A 24,065-nucleotide genomic window follows, 5' to 3' on the forward strand; every position below is an offset into this window, starting at 1 on the left:
CTCAAGACAGTTTGGCTGCAATCGGCATCTGGCGTCCGGAGCCGAAGGCCCGCGCCCTGACCCTTACGATGGGCGGCGACTGCCGCCGCTTGTATTCGTTGCGAGCAACCATGCCGCGGATGCGCTCTACGAGCGCTTCGCCGGAAGGTTGCGCCCGCAGCGTATCGACGAATTTTCGTGCCTCCTGGTACTCGTCCTGCGCGAGCCGCGGGCCTTCGATCAGCAGCTTGAGGATCTGGTCGAGCACGGGATAAGGCGGCAGGCTGTCGACATCCCTTTGCCCGGGTGCCAGTTCGGCCGAGGGCTCCTTGTCGATGATGCCCTGGGGAATGATCTCGCGGCCTGCCGTTTGGTTCATGTGACGCGAGAGGGCGAACACCTCGGTCTTGTAGAGATCGCCGATGAGCCCCAGCCCGCCGTTGGTGTCGCCATAAAGCGTGCAGTAGCCGACCGAGATCTCGGACTTGTTGCCCGTGGTCAGCAGCAGGTGGCCGAAGCTGTTGGAGTACTCCATGAGAATGGTGCCGCGCACGCGCGCCTGAAGGTTCTCCAGGGCCACGCCGCGCAGTTCGCTGGACAGGGCCGATTCGAAACCTTGCGTGAACTGCGACACGATGCCTGCAATGGCATGGTGCTTCAGCGGCACACCCAGGTTGCGGCAAAGGGCTTCGGAGTCGCTGACCGAACCCTCCGATGAAAAGCTCGAGGGCATCGTGATGCCGACCACGTTCTCTGCCCCCAGCGCTTCGACCGCCAGCGCCAGGGTCAGCGCCGAATCGATGCCACCCGACGAGCCCACGACCGCCTGGCTGAAGCCGCAGCGGCGCGCATAGTCGCGCAGGCCCAGCACAATCTGCTGGCGATAGAACTCCAGGGCGGGCAAGCCTTGTGGCGCGACCGGCGGCGGGGCCTTGCCGGCCGGCGTGAGAAAACGTCCGTTGTCGAAGCACAGCGTGCTCACGTCCTCGGCAAAGCGCCGCGCTTCGTACACCACCCCGGCCTGGGGCTCGACGGCGAACGACGCCCCGTCGTACACCAGTTGGTCGTGGCCGCCCACCTGGTTGACGTAGAGAATCGGCAAGCCGTTGCGGCGGCTTGCCGCGCTGAAAATCTGGTGCCGCTGTTCGCGCTTGCCGATGTTCGACGGGCTCGCGTTGATCGACACCACGAGGTCGGGCGCCGCATCGCGCATGCGCTCGAACGGATTCACCAGGTAGTCCCGGCCCTCGTCGTTCCAGCCGTCTTCGCAGATCAGCAAACCTACCTGTGCATCGCGGATGCGAAGCACACGCGCCACGTCGGGCCCCGGTTCGAAATGCCGGCGCTCATCGAAGATGTTGTAGGTTGGCAGCAGCTGCTTGGCATATTCGAGCAGCACTTCGCCCCCGCGGATCACGCGCAGCACATTGCGAAGCTTCTTGCCTGCACCTTCGCGCCGCGCCGGCAACCCCACGGCCCAGTGCAGCGCCGGCATCTGGCGCGATGCGGCAAGAAGCGCCTGGAAGGCGGCCTCCACGCGGTCCATGAAGCCTTCTTCCTCCAGCAGGTCGGCCGGGTAGTAGGCGGTGAGCGACATCTCTGAAAACACGACCAGGTCGGCCTCGTCTGCTGCAGCCTTGCGCGCGGCGTCGATCATCAGCGCAGCGTTGCCAGCAAGATCGCCGATGGTGTAGTTGAGTTGCGCGGCGGTGATTCGGAGCATGGCTTTCAGCTTTCGATATGAAAGACCTGGCGCAGGTACGCCAGGAAGGTCTGGTCTTCGCACAGCGTCTTGCCGGGGCTGTCGGACAGCTTTGCGACCGGCTGTCCGTTGCAGCCGGTGAGCTTCATCACGATATTCAGCGGCACAAGGCCGACGTCGTTGGTCAGGTTGGTGCCTATGCCGAAGCCGGTCTGCGTGCGGTCGGCAAAGGTGCGGTACAGCCGGATGGCCGTCTGCAGATCCAGGCCGTCGGAGAACACCAGCCGCTTGGTGTGCGCATCGATGCGCAGCCTGGTGTAGTGCGCCAGCGCCTTTTCGCCCCAAACGACCGGGTCGCCGGAGTCGTGGCGAAGGCCATCGAACAGCTTGGCGAAGTACAGGTCGAAGTCGGCCAGAAAGGCGTCCATGCCCACCACGTCGGTCAGCGCCACACCCAGGTCGCCGCGGTACTCCTGCACCCAGCCTTCGAGGGCCGCATTCTGGAAGTCGCGCAGCCGCACGCCCAACGCCTGGTAGGTCTGCAGGTATTCATGGGCCATGGTGCCGATGGGCACCAGCTCCAGTTCCTTGGCGAGCAGCACGTTGGAAGTGCCCTTGAAGTACATGGGCACCTCGCGCTTGAGCGTGGTGACCACCTCGCGCTGCCAGTCGCGCGAAAAGCGGCGGCGCACGCCGAAGTCGAAAAACTCGAACGGGTGCCGGGCCGGCGGCTCTTGTGCAAACCCGCGCAGCAGCTCGATCTTGGCCTGCAGGCGCTTGCGGCCCTCGGCCAGTGCAGCCTTCGCATCGAAGCGGCGGAAGTACAGTTCATTGACCATGGCCAGAACGAAGATTTCGAAAGCCATGGTGTGGACTTGCGGCCCCACCGCCCGGATGTGCAGCGCATCGCCTTCCACCGTGGCCGAGATGAACTCGCGCTGGAAGCTGAAGATGCGCAGGAAGTCGACAAAGTCGCTCTTGATGTAGCGCAGGCCGCCAAGGTAGGCGAGTTCGCCGGGCGCGAAGCGCAGCGTGCAGAGGTGGTCGAGCTGCTCGTTCACGTCCGCAAGCAATTCGGCCAGCGGATAAGCCGGCTGGTTGCGGCAGACGAAGGTGTACTCGGCCTGCGTTTGCGGGTTGCTGTGCAGCATGGCCTGCCACATGGTGAACTTGTACAGGTCGGTGTCCAGCAGGCTGCGGATGACGGGTTGCATGGTGCGGTCCTTCAGGTATTGGCGGTCAATATGGAAAGCACTTCGGCGCTGGTGAGAAGCTGCGCGCCGCGGTTGCCCATGTCTTGCAGGAATGCCTGGTGCTGCGCCTCGAAGCCGGTCACCGGGCTCATGCAATCGGTAACGAGCACCAGCTTGGCGGTCTTGCCGGAAGGGAGGTTGGCGGCAATGTGCTCGGTGGTGGCCTTTACGCAATGGCTGCTGGCTTCTCCGGCAATCACGATCAGGTCGGCGCGATCGAGCGACTCGACCAGCGGCATGTTGAGCCGGGTGGCAGGATCGTCTTTGTCCGGCACTTCGGCCTGGATGGCGCTGTAGTGTTCGGTCCAGGGGTTGCTGCCCTTGCCGATTTTTTGCACCACGCGCAGCCGCTCGTCCTCCCAGGCGTTGTAGGCGGCCTTGACGGCGGCGTGCACGTTGTGGCCCCAGCTGCCGATCTCGCAGTGCACCGGCCACACCATCAGCGTGTAGCGGCCACGGCGCTCGAGCTCTTCGATGTAGGCCATTGCCCGGGGCAGGGCGGCAGGGTCGCGCGGGCGGTAGTCGCCGGCATTGACCTGGGCCGCGGAAATCGACGTGAAAGGAGGCACATCGGCGCCATCGCGGGTTTGCCAGAACGTGGGGTGCGCAATGTCGAACCTGTGGTGCGAATCCAGCGTAACGGTGATGCCGCCAATGCCTTGAGCGCCTTCGCGGATGAGCCCGGCCACGCGCAGCATGTCGGCATGCGCGCCGGCCACCGGCAGCGCCGGCTGCAATTGCGCGCCGGTGGCTGCGTCTGCCGGAAGCCAACTGGCGGGAAGGTCGCAAAAGTCGTTCTGCGGATCGATCAGGAGAAATTGGATGCTCTGCTTCATGGTTTTCTCTATTGAGTTGTACTGTGCAACTATATGGGTTGCATAGTACAACTTACTCGAAGAATGTCAAGCGCCAGGCTCCGCAGAGTCGCGCGGGCTGAAGGTGCGGGGGAACAGGGCGGCCTGGGACCGGTCGCGCAGGCGGTAGCCCATGGCCGGGCGGCCGAAGGTGCCTTCCACCGTGCCGGCTTCTTCCATGAAGCCGGCGTCGAGCATCCGCTTGCGGAACGCGCTCTTGTCGACCGGGCGGCCAAGCACCACTTCGTAGGTGTGCTGCAGCTGCGGCAGGGTGAACGGTTCGCCCAGCAGGAAGGCTGGGAGCGAGGTGTATTCGACCTTGCTGCGCAGGCGGGCAATGGCGGCTTCGAGGATCTCGCCGTGATCGAAGGCGAGGCGCTTGCGGGCGGCCGCAGTGGCCTCGATCCATTCCACCTGCGCGGCGTTCGCTCCTTTTTCGAGCACCAGGTCCTGGCTGGGCACGAGTGCGAAGAACGCATGCGTGGTCGACCAGCCTCGCGGATCGCGGCTTGCGCCGCCCCAGCTGCCCAGTTGCTCCAGGTACGGCGCAGAAACACCGGTCTTTTCTTGCAGCTTGCGCAAGGCGCAGCCGAGCAGGCTGGCGTCCTTGTCGACGTCGATGAACCCGCCCGGCAGGGCCCAGCGTCCCGGAAACGGCTCGTGGGCCTCACTGGGGCGGCGCATCAGAACGACCTTCAACTCATCATCCAGCACGGTAAAGATGACGACGTCGACGGTGACCAGCGGCCTGGGAAACTTCAAATCGGCCTGCGTGTTGGAAGATTTCAAGACCGGGCCTCCTTTCTGAAAAGAGGTTGTACTGTACAACTCCAGTGGGCTGACCGGCAGGGCGGGGTAACCTCCGCAACCTATGGATTCCCTGATCGCCGCCTCCGCGCGCGCCCTTGCCGCCGGCGATGCGCTCGGCGCACTCAAGCGGGTTGCCTTGCGCGACGACCCGCCTGCGCTGGCCCTGCGCGGCATTGCCATGGCGCAGCTTGGCGAGCATCCACGTGCGCGCGAGCTCCTTCGGCGGGCCGCCCGCGGCTTTGGCGCCCACGAGGAACTGGCGCGCGCCCGCTGCCTTGTTGCCGAGGCCGAGGTGGCGCTGGCCATGCGGGACCTTGGGGGATCGCCGCGATTGCTTGCCGCAGCGGCCTCCACGCTCGAGGCGCATGCCGACCACGGCAATGCGCTGCAGGCGCGGCTGATCGCGGCGCGCAAGTTCCTGCTGCTCGGCCGGCTCGGCGACGCGGCGGCAACGCTGGCCCCGCTCGATGCGCGCGGTTTACCGCCGTCGCTGGCGGCCGTGGCCGAGCTGACCGCGGCCGAGCTGGCGCTGCGATCGCTGCGCACCGCCATGGCGCAGGCGGCACTCGACCGCGCACATGAGGCGGCCGAACGCGCGCGCGTGCCGGCGCTCCTGGCCGAGGTGGCGGAAGCGCGGGCCGCGCTAGATCGTCCCGCCGCGCGGCGCCGCTCGGCCGGTGGCGAAGAGACGCTGCGCCTGCAAGAGGTGGAGGCTCTTTTGGCATCGGATGCGCTGGTGGTCGATGCATGCCGCCGCGGCGTTGGCGCCGGGGATGCATGGCGGCCGCTGGCCCGGCGCCCGGTGCTGTTTGCATTGGCGCGCGCGCTGGCCGAGGCGTGGCCAGGGGACGTCGATCGCGAAGCGCTGATTGCCTATGCGTTCAATACCCGCCACCCCGACGAGACGCTCCGGGCGCGCCTGCGGGTCGAGGTCGGCAGGCTGCGCGCTCTCATCGCGCCGCTCGCGGGCATCGAGGCGACGGCGCGGGGATTCGTGCTCAAGCCGCGCGGCGGGCGCGAGGTTGCCGTGCTGGCACCGCCCATCGACGGCGAGCAGGCCTCGCTGCTGGCGCTGCTCTCCGACGGAGCGGCATGGTCGACCTCGGCGCTGGCGCTGGCCTTGGGGGCCAGCCAGCGCACCGTGCAGCGCGCGCTCGCCGAACTGGAAGCTACCGGCCGTGTGCGCGCCATCGGGCGGGCGAGGGCGCAGCGCTGGCTGTCGCCGCCGCTGACCGGATTCACGACGATCTTGTTACTCCCCGCCGCCCTGCCGATTGAATAGAGTTGCCTCCAAGGCCCCGGCGTGGGGCCCAAACAAGGAGCAGCGATGAGCAGTAGCAGCAGCAAGGCAGGCAAGGACCAGGCCGCCATTACGGCGAGTGCAGCCGAAATCGTTCGCGAGTACGGGCCCTTGGCCGGTGAGGCGAGCGTGGGCGGCGTGACCCACGACGGGCAGCGCGTCTGGGCCGCCACGCGCGACGGCCTGATTGCCTTCGACCCGGTGAGCGGCAAGACCACGCGCACGCTGGCTTGCGCCGGAGACGCCGGCACCGCCTTCGACGGCACTTACCTGTATCAGATCACCGAGGCGCGCATCGACAAGATCGACCCCGTGACCGGCACGGTGGTGGCATCGATTCCCGCGCCCGGCAACGGCAGCGACTCGGGGCTCACCTGGGCCGAGGGCAGCCTGTGGGTGGGGCAGTACCGCGACCGCAAGATCCGCCAGATCGACCCGGCCACCGGCGCGGTGCTCCGCACCATCGAGTCCAACCGCTTCGTTACCGGGGTGACCTGGGTCGACGGCGAGCTGTGGCATGGCACCTGGGAGGGCGACGAGAGCGAGCTCCGCCGCATCAACCCCGAAAGCGGCGCCGTGCTCGAGCGGCTCGAAATGCCGCGCGGCACCGGTGTGAGCGGGCTCGAATCCGACGGGGGAGACCTTTTCTATTGCGGCGGCGGAGGCAGCGGAAAAGTCCGTGCCGTGCGGCGCCCCAAAGCGGCTGCCAGGGCGTGAACGCATTCGCCCGCAAAACGATTCATCGAGCCAAGGAGCACATCGCCATGAACACCACCGTTGCCGAAGCAAGCGTTGCCAACCACCCCGTCGTTGCGAAGGACCGTTGGCTCGCCCAGCGCAAGGCGCTGCTGGCACGCGAAAAGGAACTGACGCAGCTGCGCGACCAGATTGCCCGCGAGCGTCGCGCCTTGCCGTGGACCCGCGTCGAGAAGAACTACATCTTCGACACGCCCGATGGCCCGCGCGCGCTGGCCGACCTGTTCGAGGGCCGCCGCCAGTTGCTGGTGCAGCATTTCATGCTCGGCCCCGATTGGGAGCAGGGCTGCCCGAGCTGCTCCTACATGGCCGACCACGTCGACGGAATGAAGGTGCACCTGGAAAACCGCGACGTCACGCTGCTGACTGTGTCCCGCGCGCCGCTCGGGCAGATCGAGCGCTTTCGCCGGCGCATGGGCTGGCAGTTCAGGTGGGTGTCGGCGTACGGCAGCGATTTCAACTACGACTTCGGCGTGAGCTTCACGTCGGAACAATGGGCCGAGGGCAAGGGCGAGGTCTACTACAACTACAGCGTGCGGCCTTTTCCGGCCGAGGAGGCACCCGGCATCAGCGTGTTCTACAAGGACGATGCGGGCGAGGTCTTCCACACCTACTCGACCTACGAGCGCGGCGTCGAAGTGATGATGGGCACCTACAACCTGCTCGATCTCACCCCCAAGGGCCGCGACGAGCACAACGCGGTCTACACCATGGACTGGGTGCGCCACCACGATCGCTACGAGCCGGCGCCGGCCGCAAAGCCGGCAGCCCACGCGTGCTGCCATCCGTCGAACTGACCGGCAACCGGGCCGACCGCGAAGGCATGCCATGGAAAGCCTCTGGCCCTGGTTGGTGGTGGCGGGTGTCGGCGCCCTCCATGGCCTGAACCCTGCCACCGGCTGGATGTGGGCCGCCGCCTGGGGCGTGCGGTCGAAAAAACGGGGCCAGGCGCTGCGGGCCTTGGTGCCCATCGCGGCCGGGCACGCCGCGTCGGTTGCGTTGGTGGCTGCGGCGGTCGCGTTCGGCATGTCGGTGGACCGCGTGGTGCTGCAACTGGTGGCGGGCTGCCTGGTCGTCGTCTTTGCAGTGCTGCACTTCTCGGGCCGCACACCCAAGGCGGTGCGTGCGCCGGCGGGGCACGCAGGGCTGGCGCTCTGGTCTTTCATGATGGCAACCGCGCAAGGCGCCGGGTTGATGCTGGTGCCTGCGCTCATTCCGCTGTGCATGGGCGAGACAGCCGCACGGGAGGCAGGCGCATCGGGTTCGCTGATGCTGGCGCTTGCGGCGGTCGGCGTTCACACGGCTGCAATGCTTGTTGTCACTGCGTTGGTCGCCAGCGGCGTGTGCCGCGGGGTGAAACTCATACTTTCGAACTCCTGACGCGCGGCAAAACGAGCAAGAAGGTACAGACTCGCGCATCTGGTTGCATATTGGCCGTGCCGTGACAGCTGGTTGCAAGCTTGGCTCAGTGTTTTCCTCAGAGAACGATGGCTCGAAACTCGCTAGAGTGAAGGCGGCCGTTCAGGCTTTTGCTTCGCACACATCAAGGAAAATTTCATGAGCAAGAAAGTTGCATATGTCACCGGAGGCATGGGTGGCATCGGAACTGCCATCTGCCAGCGCCTTTTCAAAGACGGCTTTACTGTCGTCGCAGGCTGCGGCCCCACGCGCGACCATGCCAAATGGCTGGCCGAGCAGAAGGCCCTGGGCTTCGAGTTCCACGCGTCGGTCGGCAATGTCGGCGACTGGCAATCCACAGTCGAAGCATTTTCCGCCGCAAAGGCGGCGCACGGCGCCATCGACGTGCTCGTCAACAACGCCGGCATCACGCGGGACCGCATGTTCCTGAAGATGACGCCCGAAGACTGGAGCGCGGTCATCGAGACCAACCTCAACAGCATGTTCAACGTCACCAAGCAGGTGGTGGGCGACATGGTCGAGAAGGGCTGGGGCCGCATCATCAACATCAGCTCGGTGAACGGCGCCAAGGGCCAGGCGGGGCAGACCAACTACTCGGCGGCCAAGGCCGGCATGCACGGCTTCACGATGGCGCTGGCGCAAGAGCTGGCGAGCAAGGGCGTCACGGTCAATACCGTGAGCCCGGGCTACATCGGCACCGACATGGTGAAAGCCATTCGCCAGGAAGTGCTCGACAAGATCGTGGCCACCATCCCGGTCAAGCGCCTGGGCGAGCCGAGCGAAATTGCCTCCATCATCTCGTGGCTTGCCACGGACGAGGGCGGCTACTCCACCGGGGCCGACTTCTCGGTCAACGGCGGGCTCCACATGCACTGATCATGCTGACCGCAACCTGATCGAAAAACCCGCTTCGGCGGGTTTTTTCGTTTTCGGCGATGTGGCTTCTACGAATGGAAAGCGGCGAAAAGGGTCATAAAGTTTTGCACCCCCTGGAGGCATGACATGGCAGACACAACAATCACACCAACCAAGAAACTCCCCCTTTACCGTTCCCTTTACGTTCAGGTGATCACGGCAGTGATCATCGGCGTGCTGCTCGGGCATTTCTATCCCGCCATCGGCGAATCGATGAAGCCGCTCGGCGACGGCTTCATCAAGCTCATCAAGATGATCATTGCGCCGATCATCTTCTGCACGGTGGTGGTGGGCATTGCCGGCATGGAAGACATGAAGAAGGTCGGCAAGACCGGCGGCCTGGCACTGCTGTACTTCGAGATCGTGAGCACCGTTGCGCTCGTGGTCGGGCTGCTGCTGGTCAACGTGCTGCAGCCCGGCGCGGGCATGAACATCGACCCCGCCACGCTCGACACCAAGGCGATTGCCTCCTACACCGGCCCGGGCAAGATGACCGGCACGGTCGACTTTCTGCTCAACGTGATTCCCACCACGGTGGTCGACGCCTTTGCCAAGGGCGAAATCCTGCAGGTGCTGCTCATCGCGGTGCTGTTCGGCTTTGCGCTGCACCGCTTCGGCGGGCGCGGCACGCTGGTGTTCGACGTGATCGAGAAGGGCTCGCACGTGCTCTTCGTGATCGTCGGCTACATCATGAAGCTCGCACCCATCGGCGCCTTTGGTGCCATGGCCTTCACCATCGGCAAGTACGGCCTGGGCAGCCTGTTCTCGCTCGGCAAGCTGATGGGCACGTTCTACCTGACCTGCCTGCTGTTCATCTTTGTGGTGCTGGGGCTCATTGCGCGCTTCCACGGCTTCAGCATCTGGAAGTTCATCAAGTACATCAAGGAAGAACTGCTGATCGTGCTGGGCACTTCGTCGTCCGAATCGGTGCTGCCGCGCATGATGGAGAAGATGGAAAACCTGGGCGCCAACAAGGCTTGCGTGGGGCTGGTCATTCCGACCGGCTATTCGTTCAACCTGGACGGCACTTCGATCTACCTGACGATGGCGGCGGTGTTCATTGCGCAGGCCACCAACACGCCGATGACGCTGACGCAGGAGATCACGTTGCTGGCCGTGCTGCTGCTGACGTCCAAGGGCGCGGCGGGCGTTACCGGAAGCGGCTTCATCGTGCTGGCGGCCACGCTGTCGGCCGTGGGCCATGTGCCGGTGGCCGGCCTGGCGCTCATCCTGGGCATCGATCGCTTCATGTCCGAGGCGCGCGCGCTGACCAACCTGATCGGCAACGGCGTGGCCACCATCGTGGTGGCCAAGTGGACCAATGAGCTCGACACCGAACGCTTGCGCGCCGGCCTCAACAACGAGAGCTGGGTCGAGTCGCAAGAGCCTGAAGTGCTCGAAGGTGCGCGCGTCAGCAAGATGGCCGACTGATCACGCGCAGGGGCCGATGAAGGCCCCCGGCGAAAGGCCTGCGGAAGTAAAAGGCCGCGCATCGCTCCTGCAAAATGGAGCGATGCCCCACAGTGTTTCACTCATCAACACCATCGCCGCCGGCCTGGGGCTGGCACTTGTGTTCGGCTTTTTTGCGGTGCGCCTGCGGCTGCCCGCGTTGGTCGGCTACCTGCTGGCGGGTGTGATCATCGGGCCCTTCACGCCGGGCTTCGTGGCCGATGCCGGCATTGCGGCGCAGCTGGCCGAAATAGGCGTGATGCTGCTGATGTTCGGCGTGGGCCTGCATTTTTCGCTCGACGACCTGCTGGCGGTGCGCAAGATCGCCTTGCCCGGCGCACTGGCGCAGATTGCGGTGGCCACGCTGCTTGGCGGTGCACTGGCACTCTGGTGGGACTGGTCCTGGGGCGAGGCGCTGGTCTTCGGGCTGGCGCTCTCGGTGGCAAGCACGGTCGTGCTGCTGCGGGCGCTCGAAAGCCTGGGCATTCTCGATTCGTTCACCGGCCGTATTGCCGTCGGTTGGCTGGTGGTCGAAGACCTGGCCATGGTGCTGGTTCTGGTGCTGATGCCGCCGCTCGCGGGCGCCCTGGGCGGCCATGCCGCCGCCGCCGATGCAGCAGGTGCCGCCGACCCGCTCTGGCAGACGCTCGGGCTCACGCTGCTGCAGGTGGGCGGCTTCGTGGCGCTCATGCTCGTGGTCGGAAGGCGGGCCTTTCCGTGGATTCTCTGGCAGGTGACGCGAACCGGCTCGCGCGAACTGTTCACGCTGTGCGTGATTGCAGCGGCCGTCAGCATTGCGTTTGCGTCGGCGGCGCTGTTCGGCGTGTCGTTTGCGCTGGGCGCGTTCTTCGCGGGCATGGTCATGCGCGAGTCGGAATTCAGCCACCGCGCGGCACAGGAGTCGCTGCCGCTGCGCGATGCCTTCGCGGTGCTGTTCTTCGTATCGGTGGGCATGCTGTTCGACCCCTCGGTGCTCATCGACCGTCCGCTGCAGGTGCTGGCCGTGGTGGGGGTGATCGTGCTGGGCAAGTCGGTTGCCGCCTGTGCGCTTGTGCTGGCGTTTCGCTACCCCTTGGGTACCGCGCTCACCGTGAGCGCGAGCCTCGCGCAGATTGGGGAGTTCTCGTTCATCCTGGCGGGGCTTGGCGTCACGCTCGGCGTGCTGCCGGCCGAGGGCCAGAGCCTCATTTTGGCCGGGGCGTTGATTTCCATTGCCACCAATCCGCTGTGGTTCAGCCTTGTCGCTCCGTTGCAAAAATGGCTGCATGCCCGCATGCCGCTGGCGCGCGGGGTCGAGTCGCGCGACCATCCATTGGCCGAATTGCCGACCACCACAGAGGCCAGGTACCTCTCACGGCAGGTTGTGCTGGTGGGCTACGGGCGGGTCGGGCGTCGCATTGCGGCCGAGCTGGAGGCCAACGACATCCCCTATGTGGTGGCCGAGCAGAACCGCGAGCTGGTCGAGAAGCTGCGCGAAGCCGGCGTTGCCGCGGTGTGGGGCGATGCGGCCGACCCGGCCGTGCTGATTCAGGCGCACATTGCGCGGGCCCGCGTGCTGGTGGTTGCTACGCCCGACGCCCTCAACGTGCGCCAGATGATGGAAACCGCGCGCACGCTCAACCCCGCAATCGAGACCGTGATCCGCAGCCACAACGAAGACGAAGCCCGGCTGCTCACGCAGCAGACGGCCGCAACGGTTTTTCTTGGAGAGCACGAACTCGCACAGGCCATGGCCCGCGACGTGGTGCGGCGGGCCGCGGCAGCTGCTTAGCCGCCTGGTGCAAGCGCTTCAGGGGCTTCAGAGGTCTTCGATAACGAGCGTGCGGTAGCGCTGGGCGATTGAATAGGGCACGGCACGCACCACGTCCATCACGCGGTTTGCCGCTTCTTCGTTCTTCGTCCTGACCAGCAAGGCCGTGTGGCCTTCGCGGGCTAGCTTGGTGTACGCGCGAACGGTGGCGGCGTCGGTGCCCGCCGAAGGCAGCGGGTCGTCCGACTCCTTCACCGTGGGCGTGATTTCCTCGAGCACCGTTTCAGGGGGAATCAGGTAGATCTCGTCGCCGCTCACACCCTTTTGAAGCAGCTGATGGCCGATGCGGTTCGCATCTTCCGCGCTCGGAAACATCACGATCGAGTAGCCGGTCGGATAGAAAGCGCCGCCGATGGTCGCTCGCATATTGGGTTCTAGGACGAAATTCTTCATGGTGCTGCCTCCTGGTTATGCCGTTCTGCAGTTCTTTGCTTGCTCACGACGCTAGGCCTTCGGCCGGCCCGGTTCTGTAGGCCTGCTCCCTATATTTCCGCAGGTTGGCACGGCAAAGCGTGCGCAATGCCCCGGCAAGCTCCTGTACACTGGCTGCCTCATGTCTTGCCGCTTCTTCCCCACTGCCGATTGCGTCGCCTCCATGGCTCGCATGATGCCGCCTGCTTTTGCGCGGGCGAATGGGGCATTGGTTGCACGAATGATTACCACCATTACCACCGCGGCCACCTGAGCACGCGCAGGTGGCCGTTTCGGCAGCCACCTGGTGTATCGCTCTTCTCCCCGAATGATTGAAACCCAGCTCTGGCAGCTGGGTTTTTGTTTTTTCATCCGGAGATTTCCATGTACCGCGATCCAGTCCAGTCACTCGAACCCTTGCCCAGCCGCAGCGCGGCCGTCCGCGCCCTGCGCGTGGGCATGATCGGCATTGGCACCGTCGGCTCTGGCACCTTTCGCGTGCTGGCACGCAACCAGGCAGAAATTGCAGGCCGCGCCGGACGGCCGATCGAGGTGGTGATGGTCGCGGCGCGCAACCTGGCACGGGCCGCCGATGTCGTGGGCGGGAACGTCCCGCTCACGGACGATCCGATGCGCGTTGCCGCGCATCCTGACGTCGATGTGGTGGTCGAGGTGGCGGGCGGCACCGGCCCGGCACGCGACTGGGTGCTGGCTGCCATTGCCCACGGCAAGCATGTGGTCACCGCCAACAAGGCCTTGCTCGCGGTGCACGGCGCCGAGATTTTTGCGGCCGCGCGGGAGCATGGCGTGGCCGTGGCCTATGAAGGTGCCGTGGCGGTGAGCATTCCCATCGTCAAGGCGCTGCGCGAAGGCCTTGCGGCCAACAGCATCGAGTGGGTGGCGGGCATCATCAACGGCACCACCAATTTCATCCTGAGCAAGATGCGCGACGAGGGCCTGGATTTCGGCGCCGCGCTCGCACAGGCCCAGGCGCTGGGCTACGCCGAGGCCGACCCGGCCTTCGACGTCGAGGGCATCGACGCCGCGCACAAGCTCTCGCTGCTGGCCTCCAACGCATTCGGCACCCAGGTGCGCTTCGATGACGTGCAGGTGGAAGGCATCACGGCCCTACAGCGGGTGGACGTGGCCTGCGCCGAGCAGCTGGGCTACCGCATCAAGCTGCTGGGCGTGGCGCGGCGGCGGAAAGAGGGCGTGGAGCTGCGCGTCCAGCCCGCACTGGTGCCGGCCTCTCACCTCATGGCCCACGTGAACGGGTCGATGAACGGCGTCATGGTCAAGGGCGATGCCGCCGGCGTGACGATGTACTACGGTGCGGGTGCCGGCTCCGAGCAGACCGCGTCGGCGGTGATTGCCGACCTGGTCGATGTGGCCCGGCTGCCCGGCACCAGCGCCGCGCAGCGCGTGCCGCACCTGGGTTTCCATGCGCACGCAATGACGACGCTGCCGGTGGTTGCCCGTGCCGATGTGTGTTCGCCGCACTACCTGCGGGTGCCCGTGCATGCCGCAAGCGCCATCGAGTCGGTGGCAAGCTGGGCGGCTGGCCAGCAGTTGCCGGTGCGCCAAGTAGCCCTTGCGGCGCCGCAGCCCGGCACCGGCCCTCAGGTGCTGGTGCTGACGCAACCGGTGCGGCAGGGGGCGATGGACTTGGCGGTGCACGCGCTCCAGGCGCACCCGGATGTGGCGGGCGCGGTAACGGTGCTGCGGGTAGAGGAACTGGCCTGAGGCCTTTTCTTCCAACTGGGACAGAATGCGCCCGGACGCGGGCGTCTGCACCGCACATGCAACTGGAGCCGCAATGGATGTCGATTGGTCAGTCAACTCTCGAGAGCGCGGAGGGAGCCGCGCATGAAGCGCTGGCTGTTGGCCCTTGTTCTGGCTTGGACGGCCCACGCCTTCGCCCAACCGGCGGAGCACGCGAAGCCGGGGGAAGGCGCGTCTTGCGAGGCGGAAGAAACCGCACTCGAGCGGGAGATGGACCTGGCCCGTTCCCGGGGCCAGATGCTGCGCCGGCGGCAGCTTGCCGAAACCCTCGCAGCGCTGCGCACGCGTTGCCACGGGACGGAGTCTCAGCAGAGCCGTACGGCCCGCATCGACAAGCTCGAGCAGGAAATCCGCACGCTCCGCTCGGAGCTGGAGCGCGCCGAAGAGCAACTGCGCGAACTGCGAAACGAACGCCCGTGACGGGCTGCCTCGTCTCGCACCAGGCTAAAGACTAAAGCCGCGGCAGCTGCATGCGCACGCGCCGCGCTGCTTCTTCCTGGCGCGCATCGTCCACTTCGCGCAGCACATTGCCCAGGTCGACGGGCCCGGTTTCGCGCACGTGGGTGCCGGTCAGCACCGATTCGACGCGCAGCAGGCCGCGCTCATACAGGTGCCAGATCTCGTCGCCATAGTGCGTGCCCAGCAGCTCCGGCGCAAACTGGCCGAAGAAGTTGCGCAGGTTCTCCACGTCGCGCAGCAGCATGCGCCTGGCGTGGTTGTTGCCCGCCGCGTCCACCGCCTGCGGCAGGTCGATGACCACCGGTCCGTCGGCCGACAGCAGCACATTGAACTCCGACAAGTCGCCATGCACGACGCCTGCGCACAGCATGCGTACCACCTCTTTGAGCAGGCTGCCGTGGTGGCGCACCGCTTCTTCGGGCGTAAAGGCCACGTCGTTGAGGCGCGGCGCCGCATCGCCATTGGCGTCGGTCACCAACTCCATCAGCAGTACGCCTTCAAGAAAGTTGTAGGGCACCGGCACGCGCACGCCGGCTGCCGCAAGGCGGTAGAGCGCATCGACCTCGGCGCTTTGCCAGATGGCCTCGGTCACTTGTCGGCCGAAGCGGGTGCCCTTTGCCATGGCGCGCGTTTCGCGCGAATTGCGCACGCGGCGGTTCTCGGTGTAGTCGACGGCCTGGCGAAAGCTGCGCTTGTCGGCTTCCTTGTAGACCTTGGCGCAACGTGTCTCGTCGCCGCAGCGCACCACGTACACCATGGCTTCCTTGCCGCTCATCAGCTGGCGTACCACCGTGTCGATCAGGCCTTCGTCGACCAGCGACTGCAGTCGTGGCGGTGCTTTCATTGATGTTGCTCCCTCTGGGCCAGCGGGCGGGTCGTGAGGAAGGCCCTCAGGCTTTCCGGGCCGATCTGGTAGGCCGCATCATGCCTGTGCGCGAAGGCCTGCTGCTGAGCCATATCAGCTTTCGCGCGTTGTTTCAAAGGCGGGCGCACCGTTTCCACGTCGCGATTGCCGGGATTCCACTCGCCAAGGGTTTGTACTTAGATGTGGTCGCAGAATTGTTTTACGGACCTGCCCATCAAGCGAAAACGGTTCGAAGCATCTCCAACCAACTTCAAGTCATTGAACAAAGGAAACTGAATGACCGCCTCCAAGCTCTTTTCCGCCGCTGCATTGGCCCTGGTAACCGCCGCTGGCGTCGCCCATGCCGAAACCTATGAAGGCGTCCATCCCCTGACCTCCGCCGAAAGCCGCGCCGACGTGGCCGCCGGCGCTGTGGTTGCCGCGCGTGTGGGCAATCCCTACGCCACCGGTGCCGATTCGGGACCAACCTCTGCGCCGGTCGCCATGAACAGTCGCGAAGCCGTACGCGCCGAAGCGGTGGCCACGGTTCGCAGCGCCGATCCGTACGCCGAAGGCGCCTCGTCGGGTGTTGCCCCGATGGTGGCGGGCGCGGTAGACCGTGCAACGGTGCGTGCCCAAGCCTATGCTGCCGCGCGCGGCGACGCTCTGCCCCTGTAGTTGCCGTAGCAGCCACACCTCGTCTGCAATGACGACGTGCGCCAGAGGCCGGTCCTGCGAAAGCAGGCCCGGCTTTTTCTTTGGGCACACCAGCGGCGCAATGCTGAGCTAAGGTAGCCGGTCGGCTCAGGCCAGGATCTTGAAAATGAACAACACAGGCAAGCTCGCTGTATTCCTTCTCGCATGCGCAATGGGCCTCGGCGCCCAGGCGCAGGAGTGGCCCGCCAAACCCGTTCGCGTCATCGTTCCCGCGCCGCCCGGCAGCTCGCTCGACCTGATCGCCCGCACGCTGGCAGACCGGCTGCGAACGATGTGGAAGCAGCCCGTCGTCATCGAGACCAAGCCGGGCGCAGGCGGCCTGATCGGCATGGACGCGGTGGCGAAGGCGCCGCATGACGGGTACACGCTGGGCATCGGCTTCAACGGGCCGATTGCCTTCGGCCCCTACATGTACAGCCGCATGCCGTATGCACCCGCGCGCGACCTGGTACCCATCGTGCTCACGACATCGCAGCCCAACGTGCTGGCGGTGCAGGCGAGCAATCCCGCCACCACATTGCCGGAATTCGTGGCTTGGGCAAAGAAGCAGGGCAACGGGTTCAGCTATGCGTCGGTGGGAGCGGGGAGTTCATCCCATCTCACGATGGAGCTGTTTCGCAGCACCGCGGGCATAGAGGCTGTGCATGTGCCTTACGCGGGCTCGCCGCCGGCAGGGCTTTCGGTGGCGGCGGGCGATACGCAGGCGCTGTTCACCGTGGCGCCGGCACTGCTGCCGCTCATCCAGGGCAAGCGCATCAAGCTGCTGGCGATCACCAGCGCAAAGCGCTCCGAGCTCATGAAAGAGCTGCCCACGGTCGCCGAGTCCGGCTACCCCGGTTTCGAATCGCTGGCCTGGAACGGCCTGTTCACCGCAAGCGGCACGCCGCCCGATGTGGTTCGCCGCATCAACGCCGACGTGAACAACGTGCTGCAAGAGCCGGCCGTGCGCGAGCTGCTGGCCAATCAGGGGCTCGTGGCGGGCGGCGGCTCGACGGAAGAGTTCAGGTCCTTCATCGACAGCGAGGGCCGCAAGTGGGGGGCCATCATCGGCAAGGTCGGCATCCGGCTGGAGTAATGATCCGAAATTTGGATCAATTGATCTGAATTTTCGATTTTACGGATGACGGCGGGCTGCCTACAGTCCGCCTCGATGAACGCCACTGCATCGCCCCCACTGCTGATCGGCTGCGCTGCCGGCTTTTCCGGCGACCGCACCGACGCGGCCGGGCCGGTGGTCGACACGCTGATCGCCCGGCTGCAAGGCGGCCCCGCGGAACAACGCGCTTTCCTGATCTTCGAAACGCTGGCCGAGCGCACGCTCGCGCTCGCCCAACTGCGCCGCCAGGGCAACCCCGACGCGGGCTACGAGCCCTTGCTCGACGCCATGCTGCGGCCCGTGCTGGCACGGTGCCTGGCGCACGGCATTCGCATCGTGAGCAACTTTGGCGCGGCCAACCCGCGCGCGGCGGCCCGCCACATTGCGCGCATGGCGCGCGAACTGGGTGCCGTTGCGCCGCGCATTGCGGTGGTGGAGGGCGACGACCTTTCCGGCCCCGCACATCGCGCGCTGCTGCACGAAGCGCTTGGCGCGCAGATGGAGGGCCTCCGCATCGTCAGTGCCAACGCCTACATTGGCGCGGAGCCCATCGCCGCGGCGCTCGACGCGGGCGCACAGATCGTGGTGTGCGGCCGTGTGGCCGACCCGTCCCTTGCGGTTGGCCCGGCCATGTCGCACTTCGGCTGGCGTGCGGACGACTGGCACCGGTTGGGCCGTGCCACCATGGCCGGCCACTTGCTCGAATGCGGCGCGCAGGTCTGCGGCGGCTACTTTGCCGACCCCGGCTTCAAGGATGTACCGGGCCTTGAAAAAGTGGGCTTTCCTGTTGCGGAGATCGATGCCGACGGACGCTGCACCATCGGCAAGGCCGATGGCACCGGCGGGCTCGTGAGCGAGGCGACCGTGAAGGAGCAGCTGCTGTACGAGGTGCACGATCCGAGCGCCTACCTCACGCCCGACGTGGTGGCCGACATTGCCGAAGCAGAGGTCATCCAGCTGCCAGGGGCCGCGAATCGCGTGGCGCTCTCGGGCGTTCGCGGCCATGCACGGCCCAGCCACTACAAGGTGAATGTGTGCCACGAAGGCGGCTGGTTGGCCGAGGGCGAGATTTCTTATGCGGGTCCGCGCGCCGAGGCGCGTGCGCGCCTTGCGGCAGACGTGCTGCGCAGCCGGCTCGACGGCCTTGCGCTGCGCGTGGACCTGATCGGCGCGTTGAGCATTCTTGGCGACGACGGCGGCCGCATGCTCGCGGACACATCCGACACCGGCCTGCGTGACGTGCGGCTGCGCGTTGCGGCCGCGCATGCGGAGCGCGCACAGGCAGAGCGGCTTGCACGCGAAGTGATGGCGCTGTACACCTGCGGGCCCGCGGGCGGAGGCGGCGTGCGCACTGCGCTCACGCCGCGGCTCAATACCTTGTCGTGCCTGCTGCCGCGTGAAGCGGTGCCGGTGCGTTTCGAACTGCTCGGCGCGGAGGCCTTGGCATGAACACGCCGACAGACTTCATGGAAGTACCGCTCTATCGCGCCGCCCATGGCCGCACCGGCGACAAGGGCGACCGCTCCAACATCAGCGTCATCGCTTGGCATCCCGATCTTTACCCCATGCTGGCCGAACAGCTCACGCCGGAAAGCGTAGCCGCGCAGTTCCGCCACCGCGCGCCTGCGCGGGTGCAGCGCTTCTTGCTGCCCAGGCTGCATGCGATGAACTTCGTGCTCGATGCGGTGCTCGACGGCGGCGTCAACGATGCCCTCAACCTCGATGCGCACGGGAAGGCGCTCTCGTTCCTGCTGCTGGACATGCCCATCCGAGTGCCACGCCCGCTTGTGCCGCTGCTGGCGGGGCAATAGCGGCAATCCGATTCTTTTCTTCACCCATCCATCCGGAGACAAAACAATGAAACGACGTTCCCTGACTCTTTCGGCCGCCGCACTGGCCCTGGCGCCGCTGCTTGGCCACGCGCAGCAGGCCTTTCCAGAAAAGCCCATCACCTTCGTGGTGCCCTTTGCGGCCGGCACGGCCACCGACCAGATTGCCCGTGCGCTGGGCAACAGCATCACGGCCGAAACGAAGCAGCCGGTCGTCATCGACAACAAGGCCGGCGCCAGCGGCTTCATCGCCTCGCAGCAGGTGGCCAAGGCTGCCGCCGACGGCTACACGGTGCTGATCACCACCAACACCACGCACGCCGCCAACGAGCACCTCTTCAAGAAGTTGCCGTACGACCCGGTGAAAGACTTTGCGCCCATCGCCGCGCTGGGCAAGGGCGGGCAGATCATGGTGGTGAACCCTTCGTTCCCGGCCAAGAGCGTGGCCGAGTTCGTGGCGCTCGCAAAGAAGGAGCCCGGCAAGTACAGCTTCGGCAGCGGCAGTTCGTCCAGCCGCATGGCGGGCGAACTGCTGCAGCAGATGGCAGACATCAAGCTGCTGCACGTGCCCTACAAGAGCAACACGCTGGCCGTTACCGACCTGCTGGGCGGGCAGATCCACATGATGATCACCGACGCGGCCACCGGCCTGCCGCAGGTCAAGGGCGGCAAGCTGCGCGCGCTGGGTGTTTCGAGCGCCGCGCGTTCGCCGCTGGCGCCTGACGTGCCCACCATTTCAGAGGCTGGCGTGAAAGGCTATGAAATGGGCTACTGGTTTGCAGCCTATGCGCCCGCAAAGACACCGCCGGCGGTGGTCAAGCGGCTTAACGAACTGCTGGTGAAAGCGGCAAAGAGCGAGTCGGCCAAGACGGCGTTCTATGAGCCCACCGGCACCGAGGTGTTCACCACTTCGCCGGCAGAGCTCGCCAAGTTCCAGACTGCGGAGTCGCAGAAGTGGGGCCGAATCGTCAAGGCTGCCGGCATCGAGGCGGAGTAACTGGGGTAGGGCAGCGGCGCCGCCTTGGTGGTGTCGCTGCTAGCGCAGGTTCTCGCACTTCTTCGGTACGGTGTGCACCGCAAAGCCCGATTCGCCCGGCGCAATTTCATCGCGCAGCGTGAGTGCGGGGATGTCGTAGTCGCCGAAGTTCTGCGGGCGAAACGGAATCGGCTCCGTCGTCCACAGCGTGTCGAGGCGGCGGCCGAGTTCTTCCGTGATTCTTGCGTAGGCGGCAGCATCGACCTTGCCGGTGCGGTAGACCACATAGGGCGGCAGCACGTCGAATCCCGGGTAGTACAGCACCCCGTGGTGAATGGGAAACAGCAGGTCTTCCATCGGCCCGTTGATGCCGCGGGCACTGTAGTGCGAAGCCCAGCCACCGGTGGTAACCACCAGCATCGCGCGCTTGCCGCTCATCACCCCCTGGCCGAAGCGGTCGCCCCAATGCGTGTCGGAGTGCTCGCCCACGCCATAGGCAAAGCCATAGGCGTAGACCCGGTCGATCCATCCCTTGAGAATGGCCGGCATCGTGTACCACCACATCGGAAACTGAAAGATCACGGCGTCCGCCCACAGCAGCTTGGCCTGCTCGGTAGCCACGTCATCGGGCTGGGTGCCGGCCTCGAATGCCCGCAAAGAGTCGGTCACCGGATCGAAATGCGCACCGGGTTCGATGTGCGAGAAATCGTCCGCGTCGAGCGTCGCTTTCCATCGCATGGCGTACAGGTCGGACACGCGCACTTCGTGCCCGGATTGCGCGAGGCGCTCCACCATGAACTGCTTGAGCGATCCGTTGAGTGAGCGAGGCTCGGGATGGGCATGAACTAGAAGAATTTTCACGGCTGCATGTTGTGTTGAATGACGATGCATGCAGGTTAGGGACGGTCGAGCTATATTGGAAATGAATATTCAAAATTCCAGGAATAGTGTTGAACAATTTCAACCGGCTCGACCTCAACCTTCTGCTCACGCTCGACGTGCTGCTGGCGGAGCGCAGCGTCACGCGTGCCGCCCAGCGCCTCAACCTCTCGCAACCTTCGGTCAGCGTGCAGCTCGCCAAGCTGCGCGAGGTGTTCAAAGATCCGTTGCTGGTGCCCGCGCAGCGCGGCATGCGGCCCACCGCGCGCGCGGACGAGCTGCGCGGGCCGCTGCGCGAAGCGCTGGAGTCGCTGGGCCGCGCGGTCGCGCCTACCAAGCCTTTCGATCCGGCGGAGGCCACCACCACCTGGCGCGTGGCCGCCGCCGACTATGCCGAGTCGGCCATTCTTCTGCCGGTGCTCGCGGGGCTGCGCGCCGCGGCGCCAAATACCCGCCTGGCTGTGGTGGAGGCAGTGCCCTCTCGCATGGCCCGGCAGCTGGAGCAGGGAGAGATCGATTTGTTCTTTCACACCAGCGTGGGTGCGCCGCCGGGCCTGCACCGGCGGGTGCTGTTCAACGAACGCTATGTGCTTGCCGGCCGCGCCGGCCATCCGCGCCTGAAGCGGCGGCCCACGCTCGCGCAGTTCTGTGCGCTGGAGCACGTGGTGGTGTCGCTGGGCGGCGGTGGCTTCATCGGGCCCACGGACGAGGCGCTGGCCGAGAAGGGCCTGGAGCGGCGCGTGGTGCTGTCGGTGCCGCACTTTCTTTTCATGATGTCGGCGCTGGCCGCCACCGACATGGTTGCGATGCTGCCCGAGCGGTTGGCGCGCGGTGCGCCGGGGCTCCGGGTGGTGGAGGCGCCGCTGGAGGTGCCGGGCTACGAGATGGCCATGCTCTGGCATGAGCGCCGGCATCGCGACGCGGGGCACCGCTGGCTGCGCGAGCGGATTGCCGAAAGCCTGTGAACGGCAACCGCTCGCAGAAAGAACTACGCCCGCAGAATCTTCTCCATCGCCTTGCCTTTGGCAAGCTCGTCGATCAGCTTGTCCAGCTGCCGGATCTTCTGCATCAGCGGGTCGTCGATCTCTTCAACGCGAACACCGCACACCATGCCCTTGATGAGCGACCTGTTCGGATGAACGGCGGGGGCTTGCGCGAAGAAGGTTTCAAAGTTGTTCGCCTGTTCGATCTGCCGCTGCAGCCCGGGCATGTCATAGCCCGTCAGCCAGCAAATGATCCGATCGACTTCGTCTTTCGTCCGGCCCTTGCGCTCGGCCTTTTGAACGTACAAGGGATAGACCTTGGCAAAGGCCATCGTGAAGAACGACTGCCGGGGCGCCATCGCTTTCTCAACCCGGAATATCGGGCTCGACCAGTTGGGCCAGCGCAACCAGTGACTCCTGCCAGCCCAGGTAGCACATCTCGGCGGGAATCACTTCGGGAATGCCTTCCTGCACGACGGAGATTTCAGTGCCGCAAGACACACGCGTCAGCGTGACGGTGGTCTTCATGGTGCCCGGCAGGTTGGGGTCGTCGAACGCGGCATCGTAGGCAATGCGCTCCCCCGGCACCAGCTCGAGGTATTTGCCGCCGAACGAGTGGCTGTGGCCGGTGCCAAAGTTGGTGAACGACATGCGCCAAGCACCGCCGACCACTGGCTCCATGCTGTGGACCTTGCCGGTAAACCCGAAGGGCGGCAGCCAGCGCTCGAACGCGGCGGGGTCGGTAAAAGCGCGGTAGAGCCGCTCTGGCGGGGTGCGCAGCACGCGGTGCAGGCGGATTGTGTTGGTAGCCATGGTGTGTTCTCCTGAGGTGCAGAGGAAGACCCTCCACAGGCACGACGAACGAGCCCGAGGAAGATCGACACGACATTTGTGGATTATTTTCGAAACCCAGTGGCCCGGCCGATGGTATCCACCGGCGAGAGTATTGCCCGCTCAGATGACAGTCGGACCGGCTTTCTTCAGCAAGCGCGGAGTTCCGCGTGCCCGGGCCGGGCAAGATGCCAGCGCCGGCTGTGCTGCCCCTGCTTCGCAAACACATGGGCCAGGTGTTTCTTGACCGTGTTCACGCTGATGCCGAGTTGCTCGGCGATCTGCTTGTTGGACATGTCCCGGTGCATCAGCGACAGCACCTCGTCCTCCCGGGCGGTCAGGGGGATTGTGGGCGGAGGCGCAGCCAACGCCGGTCGCCCGCCAGCCGCCGCGAGCCGCAGCACCGACAGGTAGAGCGCCTGCAACACCTGGTTCGGAAAGCCGAGCGTGCCCGACAGAACGGCATCGAGCGATTCAGCGAACTGCTCCGCGCCCGCTCCCCATTCGACACAGCCGCGAGCCCGGATGCGGATTGCCGCATCCAGCCCTTCCGCCGAGGGCTGATCCCATCCAAGAAGCCAGTCGGTTCCTGGAAAGCGACGGCGCAGATCGTCCAGTTGAGTGATTCCCTCTGCCGGAATCAGCGCGATGTCGACCAGCAGCAGGCGAGGCACGCGATCCCGGCAACTGGCTTCCAGGCCCGCAAGGCTGTCCAGTCCCGCGTGCTCGACCCGGTACATGCGGCCGCCGCGGTGCCTTGAGGCCAGGAGGCCTGGGCCGAACAGTGCCGATGCACGGCTGGGGCTCGATGCAATCAGCACTGAAACCCCGCTGTCGAACGAAGAGTGCGGCAATGCATCGCGCGGCAAAGCGTCGAGTGGTGGAGAAGTGGGGATCTTTAGCCAGGCGGACCGTACCGGCGTGCGCGGCGCAGGCAGCGCAAACAGCGACAGCGGGCGAGCGTCCTGCGCGAGTGGCTGCGAATCTGCGGGCCGAGCAGGTTCCGCCCCC

At 65.8% G+C, this 24,065-nt stretch carries 25 protein-coding genes; 15 read left to right on the top strand and 10 right to left on the bottom strand.

The window, feature by feature from the left end; all coding sequences use genetic code 11:
• Position 1: 1 nt before the first annotated feature.
• The 4 genes from QHG62_RS07990 to QHG62_RS08005 all read right to left on the bottom strand — a co-directional run bounded on the left by QHG62_RS07990 (position 2) and on the right by QHG62_RS08005 (position 4,577).
• Positions 2-1,702 carry an NAD+ synthase gene (locus QHG62_RS07990; protein ID WP_281150367.1) on the bottom strand — a complete coding sequence of 567 codons (1,701 nt, stop codon included), beginning with the start codon at positions 1,700-1,702 and terminating at the stop codon, positions 2-4.
• A gap of 5 nt (positions 1,703-1,707) precedes the next feature.
• Positions 1,708-2,895 (bottom strand): nicotinate phosphoribosyltransferase, encoded by a 1,188-nt coding sequence (gene pncB, locus QHG62_RS07995; protein WP_281150368.1) that lies wholly within the window; start codon positions 2,893-2,895, stop codon positions 1,708-1,710.
• Positions 2,896-2,906: 11 nt separating this feature from the next.
• On the bottom strand, positions 2,907-3,770 hold the full coding sequence (locus QHG62_RS08000; protein ID WP_281150369.1) for a cysteine hydrolase: 864 nt from the start codon (positions 3,768-3,770) through the stop codon (positions 2,907-2,909).
• Positions 3,771-3,836: 66 nt separating this feature from the next.
• Entirely contained in the window at positions 3,837-4,577 is a 741-nt protein-coding gene (locus QHG62_RS08005) for an NUDIX hydrolase (protein ID WP_281150370.1), read from the bottom strand.
• Positions 4,578-4,659: 82 nt separating this feature from the next.
• On the opposite strand from QHG62_RS08005, the gene QHG62_RS08010 reads away from it, so the two are divergent.
• The 7 genes from QHG62_RS08010 (at position 4,660) to ybaL (ending at position 12,208) form a co-directional block, all read left to right on the top strand.
• Positions 4,660-5,880 carry a helix-turn-helix domain-containing protein gene (locus QHG62_RS08010; protein ID WP_281150371.1) on the top strand — a complete coding sequence of 407 codons (1,221 nt, stop codon included), beginning with the start codon at positions 4,660-4,662 and terminating at the stop codon, positions 5,878-5,880.
• A gap of 45 nt (positions 5,881-5,925) precedes the next feature.
• On the top strand, positions 5,926-6,615 hold the full coding sequence (locus tag QHG62_RS08015; protein WP_281150372.1) for a Vgb family protein: 690 nt from the start codon (positions 5,926-5,928) through the stop codon (positions 6,613-6,615).
• A gap of 47 nt (positions 6,616-6,662) precedes the next feature.
• The gene (locus QHG62_RS08020) at positions 6,663-7,451 is read left to right on the top strand and encodes a DUF899 domain-containing protein (protein WP_281150373.1); all 789 of its coding nucleotides are present in this window, start codon (positions 6,663-6,665) and stop codon (positions 7,449-7,451) included.
• A 31-nt stretch (positions 7,452-7,482) separates the two neighbouring features.
• A complete protein-coding gene (locus tag QHG62_RS08025; RefSeq protein ID WP_281150374.1) occupies positions 7,483-8,034 on the top strand; it encodes a hypothetical protein in 552 nt (183 codons plus the stop codon).
• 177 nt (positions 8,035-8,211) lie between these two features.
• Positions 8,212-8,949, top strand: a complete 738-nt coding sequence (gene phbB, locus QHG62_RS08030; RefSeq protein ID WP_281150375.1) for an acetoacetyl-CoA reductase — start codon at positions 8,212-8,214, stop codon at positions 8,947-8,949.
• 126 nt (positions 8,950-9,075) lie between these two features.
• A complete protein-coding gene (locus QHG62_RS08035; RefSeq protein WP_281150376.1) occupies positions 9,076-10,419 on the top strand; it encodes a dicarboxylate/amino acid:cation symporter in 1,344 nt (447 codons plus the stop codon).
• An 82-nt stretch (positions 10,420-10,501) separates the two neighbouring features.
• Positions 10,502-12,208 carry a YbaL family putative K(+) efflux transporter gene (gene ybaL / locus QHG62_RS08040; protein WP_281150377.1) on the top strand — a complete coding sequence of 569 codons (1,707 nt, stop codon included), beginning with the start codon at positions 10,502-10,504 and terminating at the stop codon, positions 12,206-12,208.
• Between the two features lie 27 nt (positions 12,209-12,235).
• Here ybaL and QHG62_RS08045 read toward each other — a convergent pair whose 3' ends face one another.
• Positions 12,236-12,640, bottom strand: a complete 405-nt coding sequence (locus QHG62_RS08045) for a hypothetical protein (RefSeq protein ID WP_281150378.1) — start codon at positions 12,638-12,640, stop codon at positions 12,236-12,238.
• Between the two features lie 402 nt (positions 12,641-13,042).
• On the opposite strand from QHG62_RS08045, the gene QHG62_RS08050 reads away from it, so the two are divergent.
• Together QHG62_RS08050 and QHG62_RS08055 are read left to right on the top strand one after the other, a co-directional pair.
• The gene (locus QHG62_RS08050) at positions 13,043-14,401 is read left to right on the top strand and encodes a homoserine dehydrogenase (protein WP_281150379.1); all 1,359 of its coding nucleotides are present in this window, start codon (positions 13,043-13,045) and stop codon (positions 14,399-14,401) included.
• 123 nt (positions 14,402-14,524) lie between these two features.
• Positions 14,525-14,860 carry a DUF1090 family protein gene (locus QHG62_RS08055; protein WP_281150380.1) on the top strand — a complete coding sequence of 112 codons (336 nt, stop codon included), beginning with the start codon at positions 14,525-14,527 and terminating at the stop codon, positions 14,858-14,860.
• A gap of 31 nt (positions 14,861-14,891) precedes the next feature.
• Here the strand turns inward: QHG62_RS08055 and QHG62_RS08060 are convergent, their stop codons facing one another.
• A complete protein-coding gene (locus QHG62_RS08060; protein ID WP_281150381.1) occupies positions 14,892-15,743 on the bottom strand; it encodes a PA4780 family RIO1-like protein kinase in 852 nt (283 codons plus the stop codon).
• A gap of 297 nt (positions 15,744-16,040) precedes the next feature.
• Here QHG62_RS08060 and QHG62_RS08065 point away from each other — a divergent pair, with 297 nt between their 5' ends.
• The 5 genes from QHG62_RS08065 to QHG62_RS08085 all read left to right on the top strand — a co-directional run bounded on the left by QHG62_RS08065 (position 16,041) and on the right by QHG62_RS08085 (position 20,382).
• Positions 16,041-16,421, top strand: coding sequence for a helicase SNF2 (locus tag QHG62_RS08065; RefSeq protein WP_281150382.1), 381 nt, complete (start codon positions 16,041-16,043; stop codon positions 16,419-16,421).
• A gap of 145 nt (positions 16,422-16,566) precedes the next feature.
• Positions 16,567-17,535: a Bug family tripartite tricarboxylate transporter substrate binding protein gene (locus QHG62_RS08070; RefSeq protein WP_281150383.1), complete on the top strand. Its 969-nt coding sequence runs from the start codon at positions 16,567-16,569 to the stop codon at positions 17,533-17,535.
• A gap of 75 nt (positions 17,536-17,610) precedes the next feature.
• On the top strand, positions 17,611-19,005 hold the full coding sequence (locus QHG62_RS08075) for an acyclic terpene utilization AtuA family protein (RefSeq protein ID WP_281150384.1): 1,395 nt from the start codon (positions 17,611-17,613) through the stop codon (positions 19,003-19,005).
• Positions 19,002-19,367: an AtuA-related protein gene (locus tag QHG62_RS08080; protein WP_281150385.1), complete on the top strand. Its 366-nt coding sequence runs from the start codon at positions 19,002-19,004 to the stop codon at positions 19,365-19,367. The genes QHG62_RS08075 and QHG62_RS08080 overlap by 4 nt, the downstream gene beginning before the upstream one ends.
• A 46-nt stretch (positions 19,368-19,413) precedes the next feature.
• Positions 19,414-20,382, top strand: a complete 969-nt coding sequence (locus tag QHG62_RS08085; RefSeq protein WP_281150386.1) for a Bug family tripartite tricarboxylate transporter substrate binding protein — start codon at positions 19,414-19,416, stop codon at positions 20,380-20,382.
• A gap of 39 nt (positions 20,383-20,421) precedes the next feature.
• On the opposite strand, the gene QHG62_RS08090 is transcribed toward QHG62_RS08085, so the two are convergent.
• Complete coding sequence (locus QHG62_RS08090) at positions 20,422-21,222, bottom strand: NAD(P)H-dependent oxidoreductase (RefSeq protein WP_281150387.1); 801 nt, start codon at positions 21,220-21,222, stop codon at positions 20,422-20,424.
• 89 nt (positions 21,223-21,311) lie between these two features.
• Here QHG62_RS08090 and QHG62_RS08095 point away from each other — a divergent pair, with 89 nt between their 5' ends.
• Positions 21,312-22,205 (top strand): LysR family transcriptional regulator, encoded by an 894-nt coding sequence (locus QHG62_RS08095; RefSeq protein ID WP_281150388.1) that lies wholly within the window; start codon positions 21,312-21,314, stop codon positions 22,203-22,205.
• A 23-nt stretch (positions 22,206-22,228) separates the two neighbouring features.
• On the opposite strand, the gene QHG62_RS08100 is transcribed toward QHG62_RS08095, so the two are convergent.
• From QHG62_RS08100 to QHG62_RS08110, 3 genes are all read right to left on the bottom strand, one after another.
• The gene (locus QHG62_RS08100; RefSeq protein ID WP_281150389.1) at positions 22,229-22,630 is read right to left on the bottom strand and encodes a DUF2200 domain-containing protein; all 402 of its coding nucleotides are present in this window, start codon (positions 22,628-22,630) and stop codon (positions 22,229-22,231) included.
• Positions 22,590-23,036, bottom strand: a complete 447-nt coding sequence (locus QHG62_RS08105; protein WP_281150390.1) for an SRPBCC family protein — start codon at positions 23,034-23,036, stop codon at positions 22,590-22,592. The genes QHG62_RS08100 and QHG62_RS08105 overlap by 41 nt, the downstream gene beginning before the upstream one ends.
• A 167-nt stretch (positions 23,037-23,203) precedes the next feature.
• Positions 23,204-23,794, bottom strand: coding sequence for a helix-turn-helix transcriptional regulator (locus QHG62_RS08110; RefSeq protein WP_281150391.1), 591 nt, complete (start codon positions 23,792-23,794; stop codon positions 23,204-23,206).
• Between the last annotated feature and the right edge of the window lie 271 nt (positions 23,795-24,065).

Source organism: Variovorax paradoxus (assembly GCF_029919115.1).
GTDB classification, from domain to species: Bacteria; Pseudomonadota; Gammaproteobacteria; order Burkholderiales; family Burkholderiaceae_C; genus Variovorax; species Variovorax paradoxus_O.

Excerpts from the sequence above, each read along its gene's own strand:
- QHG62_RS07990 (WP_281150367.1), bottom strand. The coding sequence starts at position 1,702 with ATGCTCCGAATCACCGCCGCGCAACTCAACTACACCATCGGCGATCTT.
- pncB (WP_281150368.1), bottom strand. The coding sequence starts at position 2,895 with ATGCAACCCGTCATCCGCAGCCTGCTGGACACCGACCTGTACAAGTTC.
- QHG62_RS08000 (WP_281150369.1), bottom strand. The coding sequence starts at position 3,770 with ATGAAGCAGAGCATCCAATTTCTCCTGATCGATCCGCAGAACGACTTT.
- QHG62_RS08010 (WP_281150371.1), top strand. The coding sequence starts at position 4,660 with ATGGATTCCCTGATCGCCGCCTCCGCGCGCGCCCTTGCCGCCGGCGAT.
- QHG62_RS08015 (WP_281150372.1), top strand. The coding sequence starts at position 5,926 with ATGAGCAGTAGCAGCAGCAAGGCAGGCAAGGACCAGGCCGCCATTACG.
- QHG62_RS08020 (WP_281150373.1), top strand. The coding sequence starts at position 6,663 with ATGAACACCACCGTTGCCGAAGCAAGCGTTGCCAACCACCCCGTCGTT.
- QHG62_RS08025 (WP_281150374.1), top strand. The coding sequence starts at position 7,483 with ATGGAAAGCCTCTGGCCCTGGTTGGTGGTGGCGGGTGTCGGCGCCCTC.
- phbB (WP_281150375.1), top strand. The coding sequence starts at position 8,212 with ATGAGCAAGAAAGTTGCATATGTCACCGGAGGCATGGGTGGCATCGGA.
- QHG62_RS08035 (WP_281150376.1), top strand. The coding sequence starts at position 9,076 with ATGGCAGACACAACAATCACACCAACCAAGAAACTCCCCCTTTACCGT.
- ybaL (WP_281150377.1), top strand. The coding sequence starts at position 10,502 with ATGCCCCACAGTGTTTCACTCATCAACACCATCGCCGCCGGCCTGGGG.
- QHG62_RS08045 (WP_281150378.1), bottom strand. The coding sequence starts at position 12,640 with ATGAAGAATTTCGTCCTAGAACCCAATATGCGAGCGACCATCGGCGGC.
- QHG62_RS08050 (WP_281150379.1), top strand. The coding sequence starts at position 13,043 with ATGTACCGCGATCCAGTCCAGTCACTCGAACCCTTGCCCAGCCGCAGC.
- QHG62_RS08055 (WP_281150380.1), top strand. The coding sequence starts at position 14,525 with ATGAAGCGCTGGCTGTTGGCCCTTGTTCTGGCTTGGACGGCCCACGCC.
- QHG62_RS08060 (WP_281150381.1), bottom strand. The coding sequence starts at position 15,743 with ATGAAAGCACCGCCACGACTGCAGTCGCTGGTCGACGAAGGCCTGATC.
- QHG62_RS08065 (WP_281150382.1), top strand. The coding sequence starts at position 16,041 with ATGACCGCCTCCAAGCTCTTTTCCGCCGCTGCATTGGCCCTGGTAACC.
- QHG62_RS08070 (WP_281150383.1), top strand. The coding sequence starts at position 16,567 with ATGAACAACACAGGCAAGCTCGCTGTATTCCTTCTCGCATGCGCAATG.
- QHG62_RS08075 (WP_281150384.1), top strand. The coding sequence starts at position 17,611 with ATGAACGCCACTGCATCGCCCCCACTGCTGATCGGCTGCGCTGCCGGC.
- QHG62_RS08080 (WP_281150385.1), top strand. The coding sequence starts at position 19,002 with ATGAACACGCCGACAGACTTCATGGAAGTACCGCTCTATCGCGCCGCC.
- QHG62_RS08085 (WP_281150386.1), top strand. The coding sequence starts at position 19,414 with ATGAAACGACGTTCCCTGACTCTTTCGGCCGCCGCACTGGCCCTGGCG.
- QHG62_RS08105 (WP_281150390.1), bottom strand. The coding sequence starts at position 23,036 with ATGGCTACCAACACAATCCGCCTGCACCGCGTGCTGCGCACCCCGCCA.
- QHG62_RS08110 (WP_281150391.1), bottom strand. The coding sequence starts at position 23,794 with ATGTACCGGGTCGAGCACGCGGGACTGGACAGCCTTGCGGGCCTGGAA.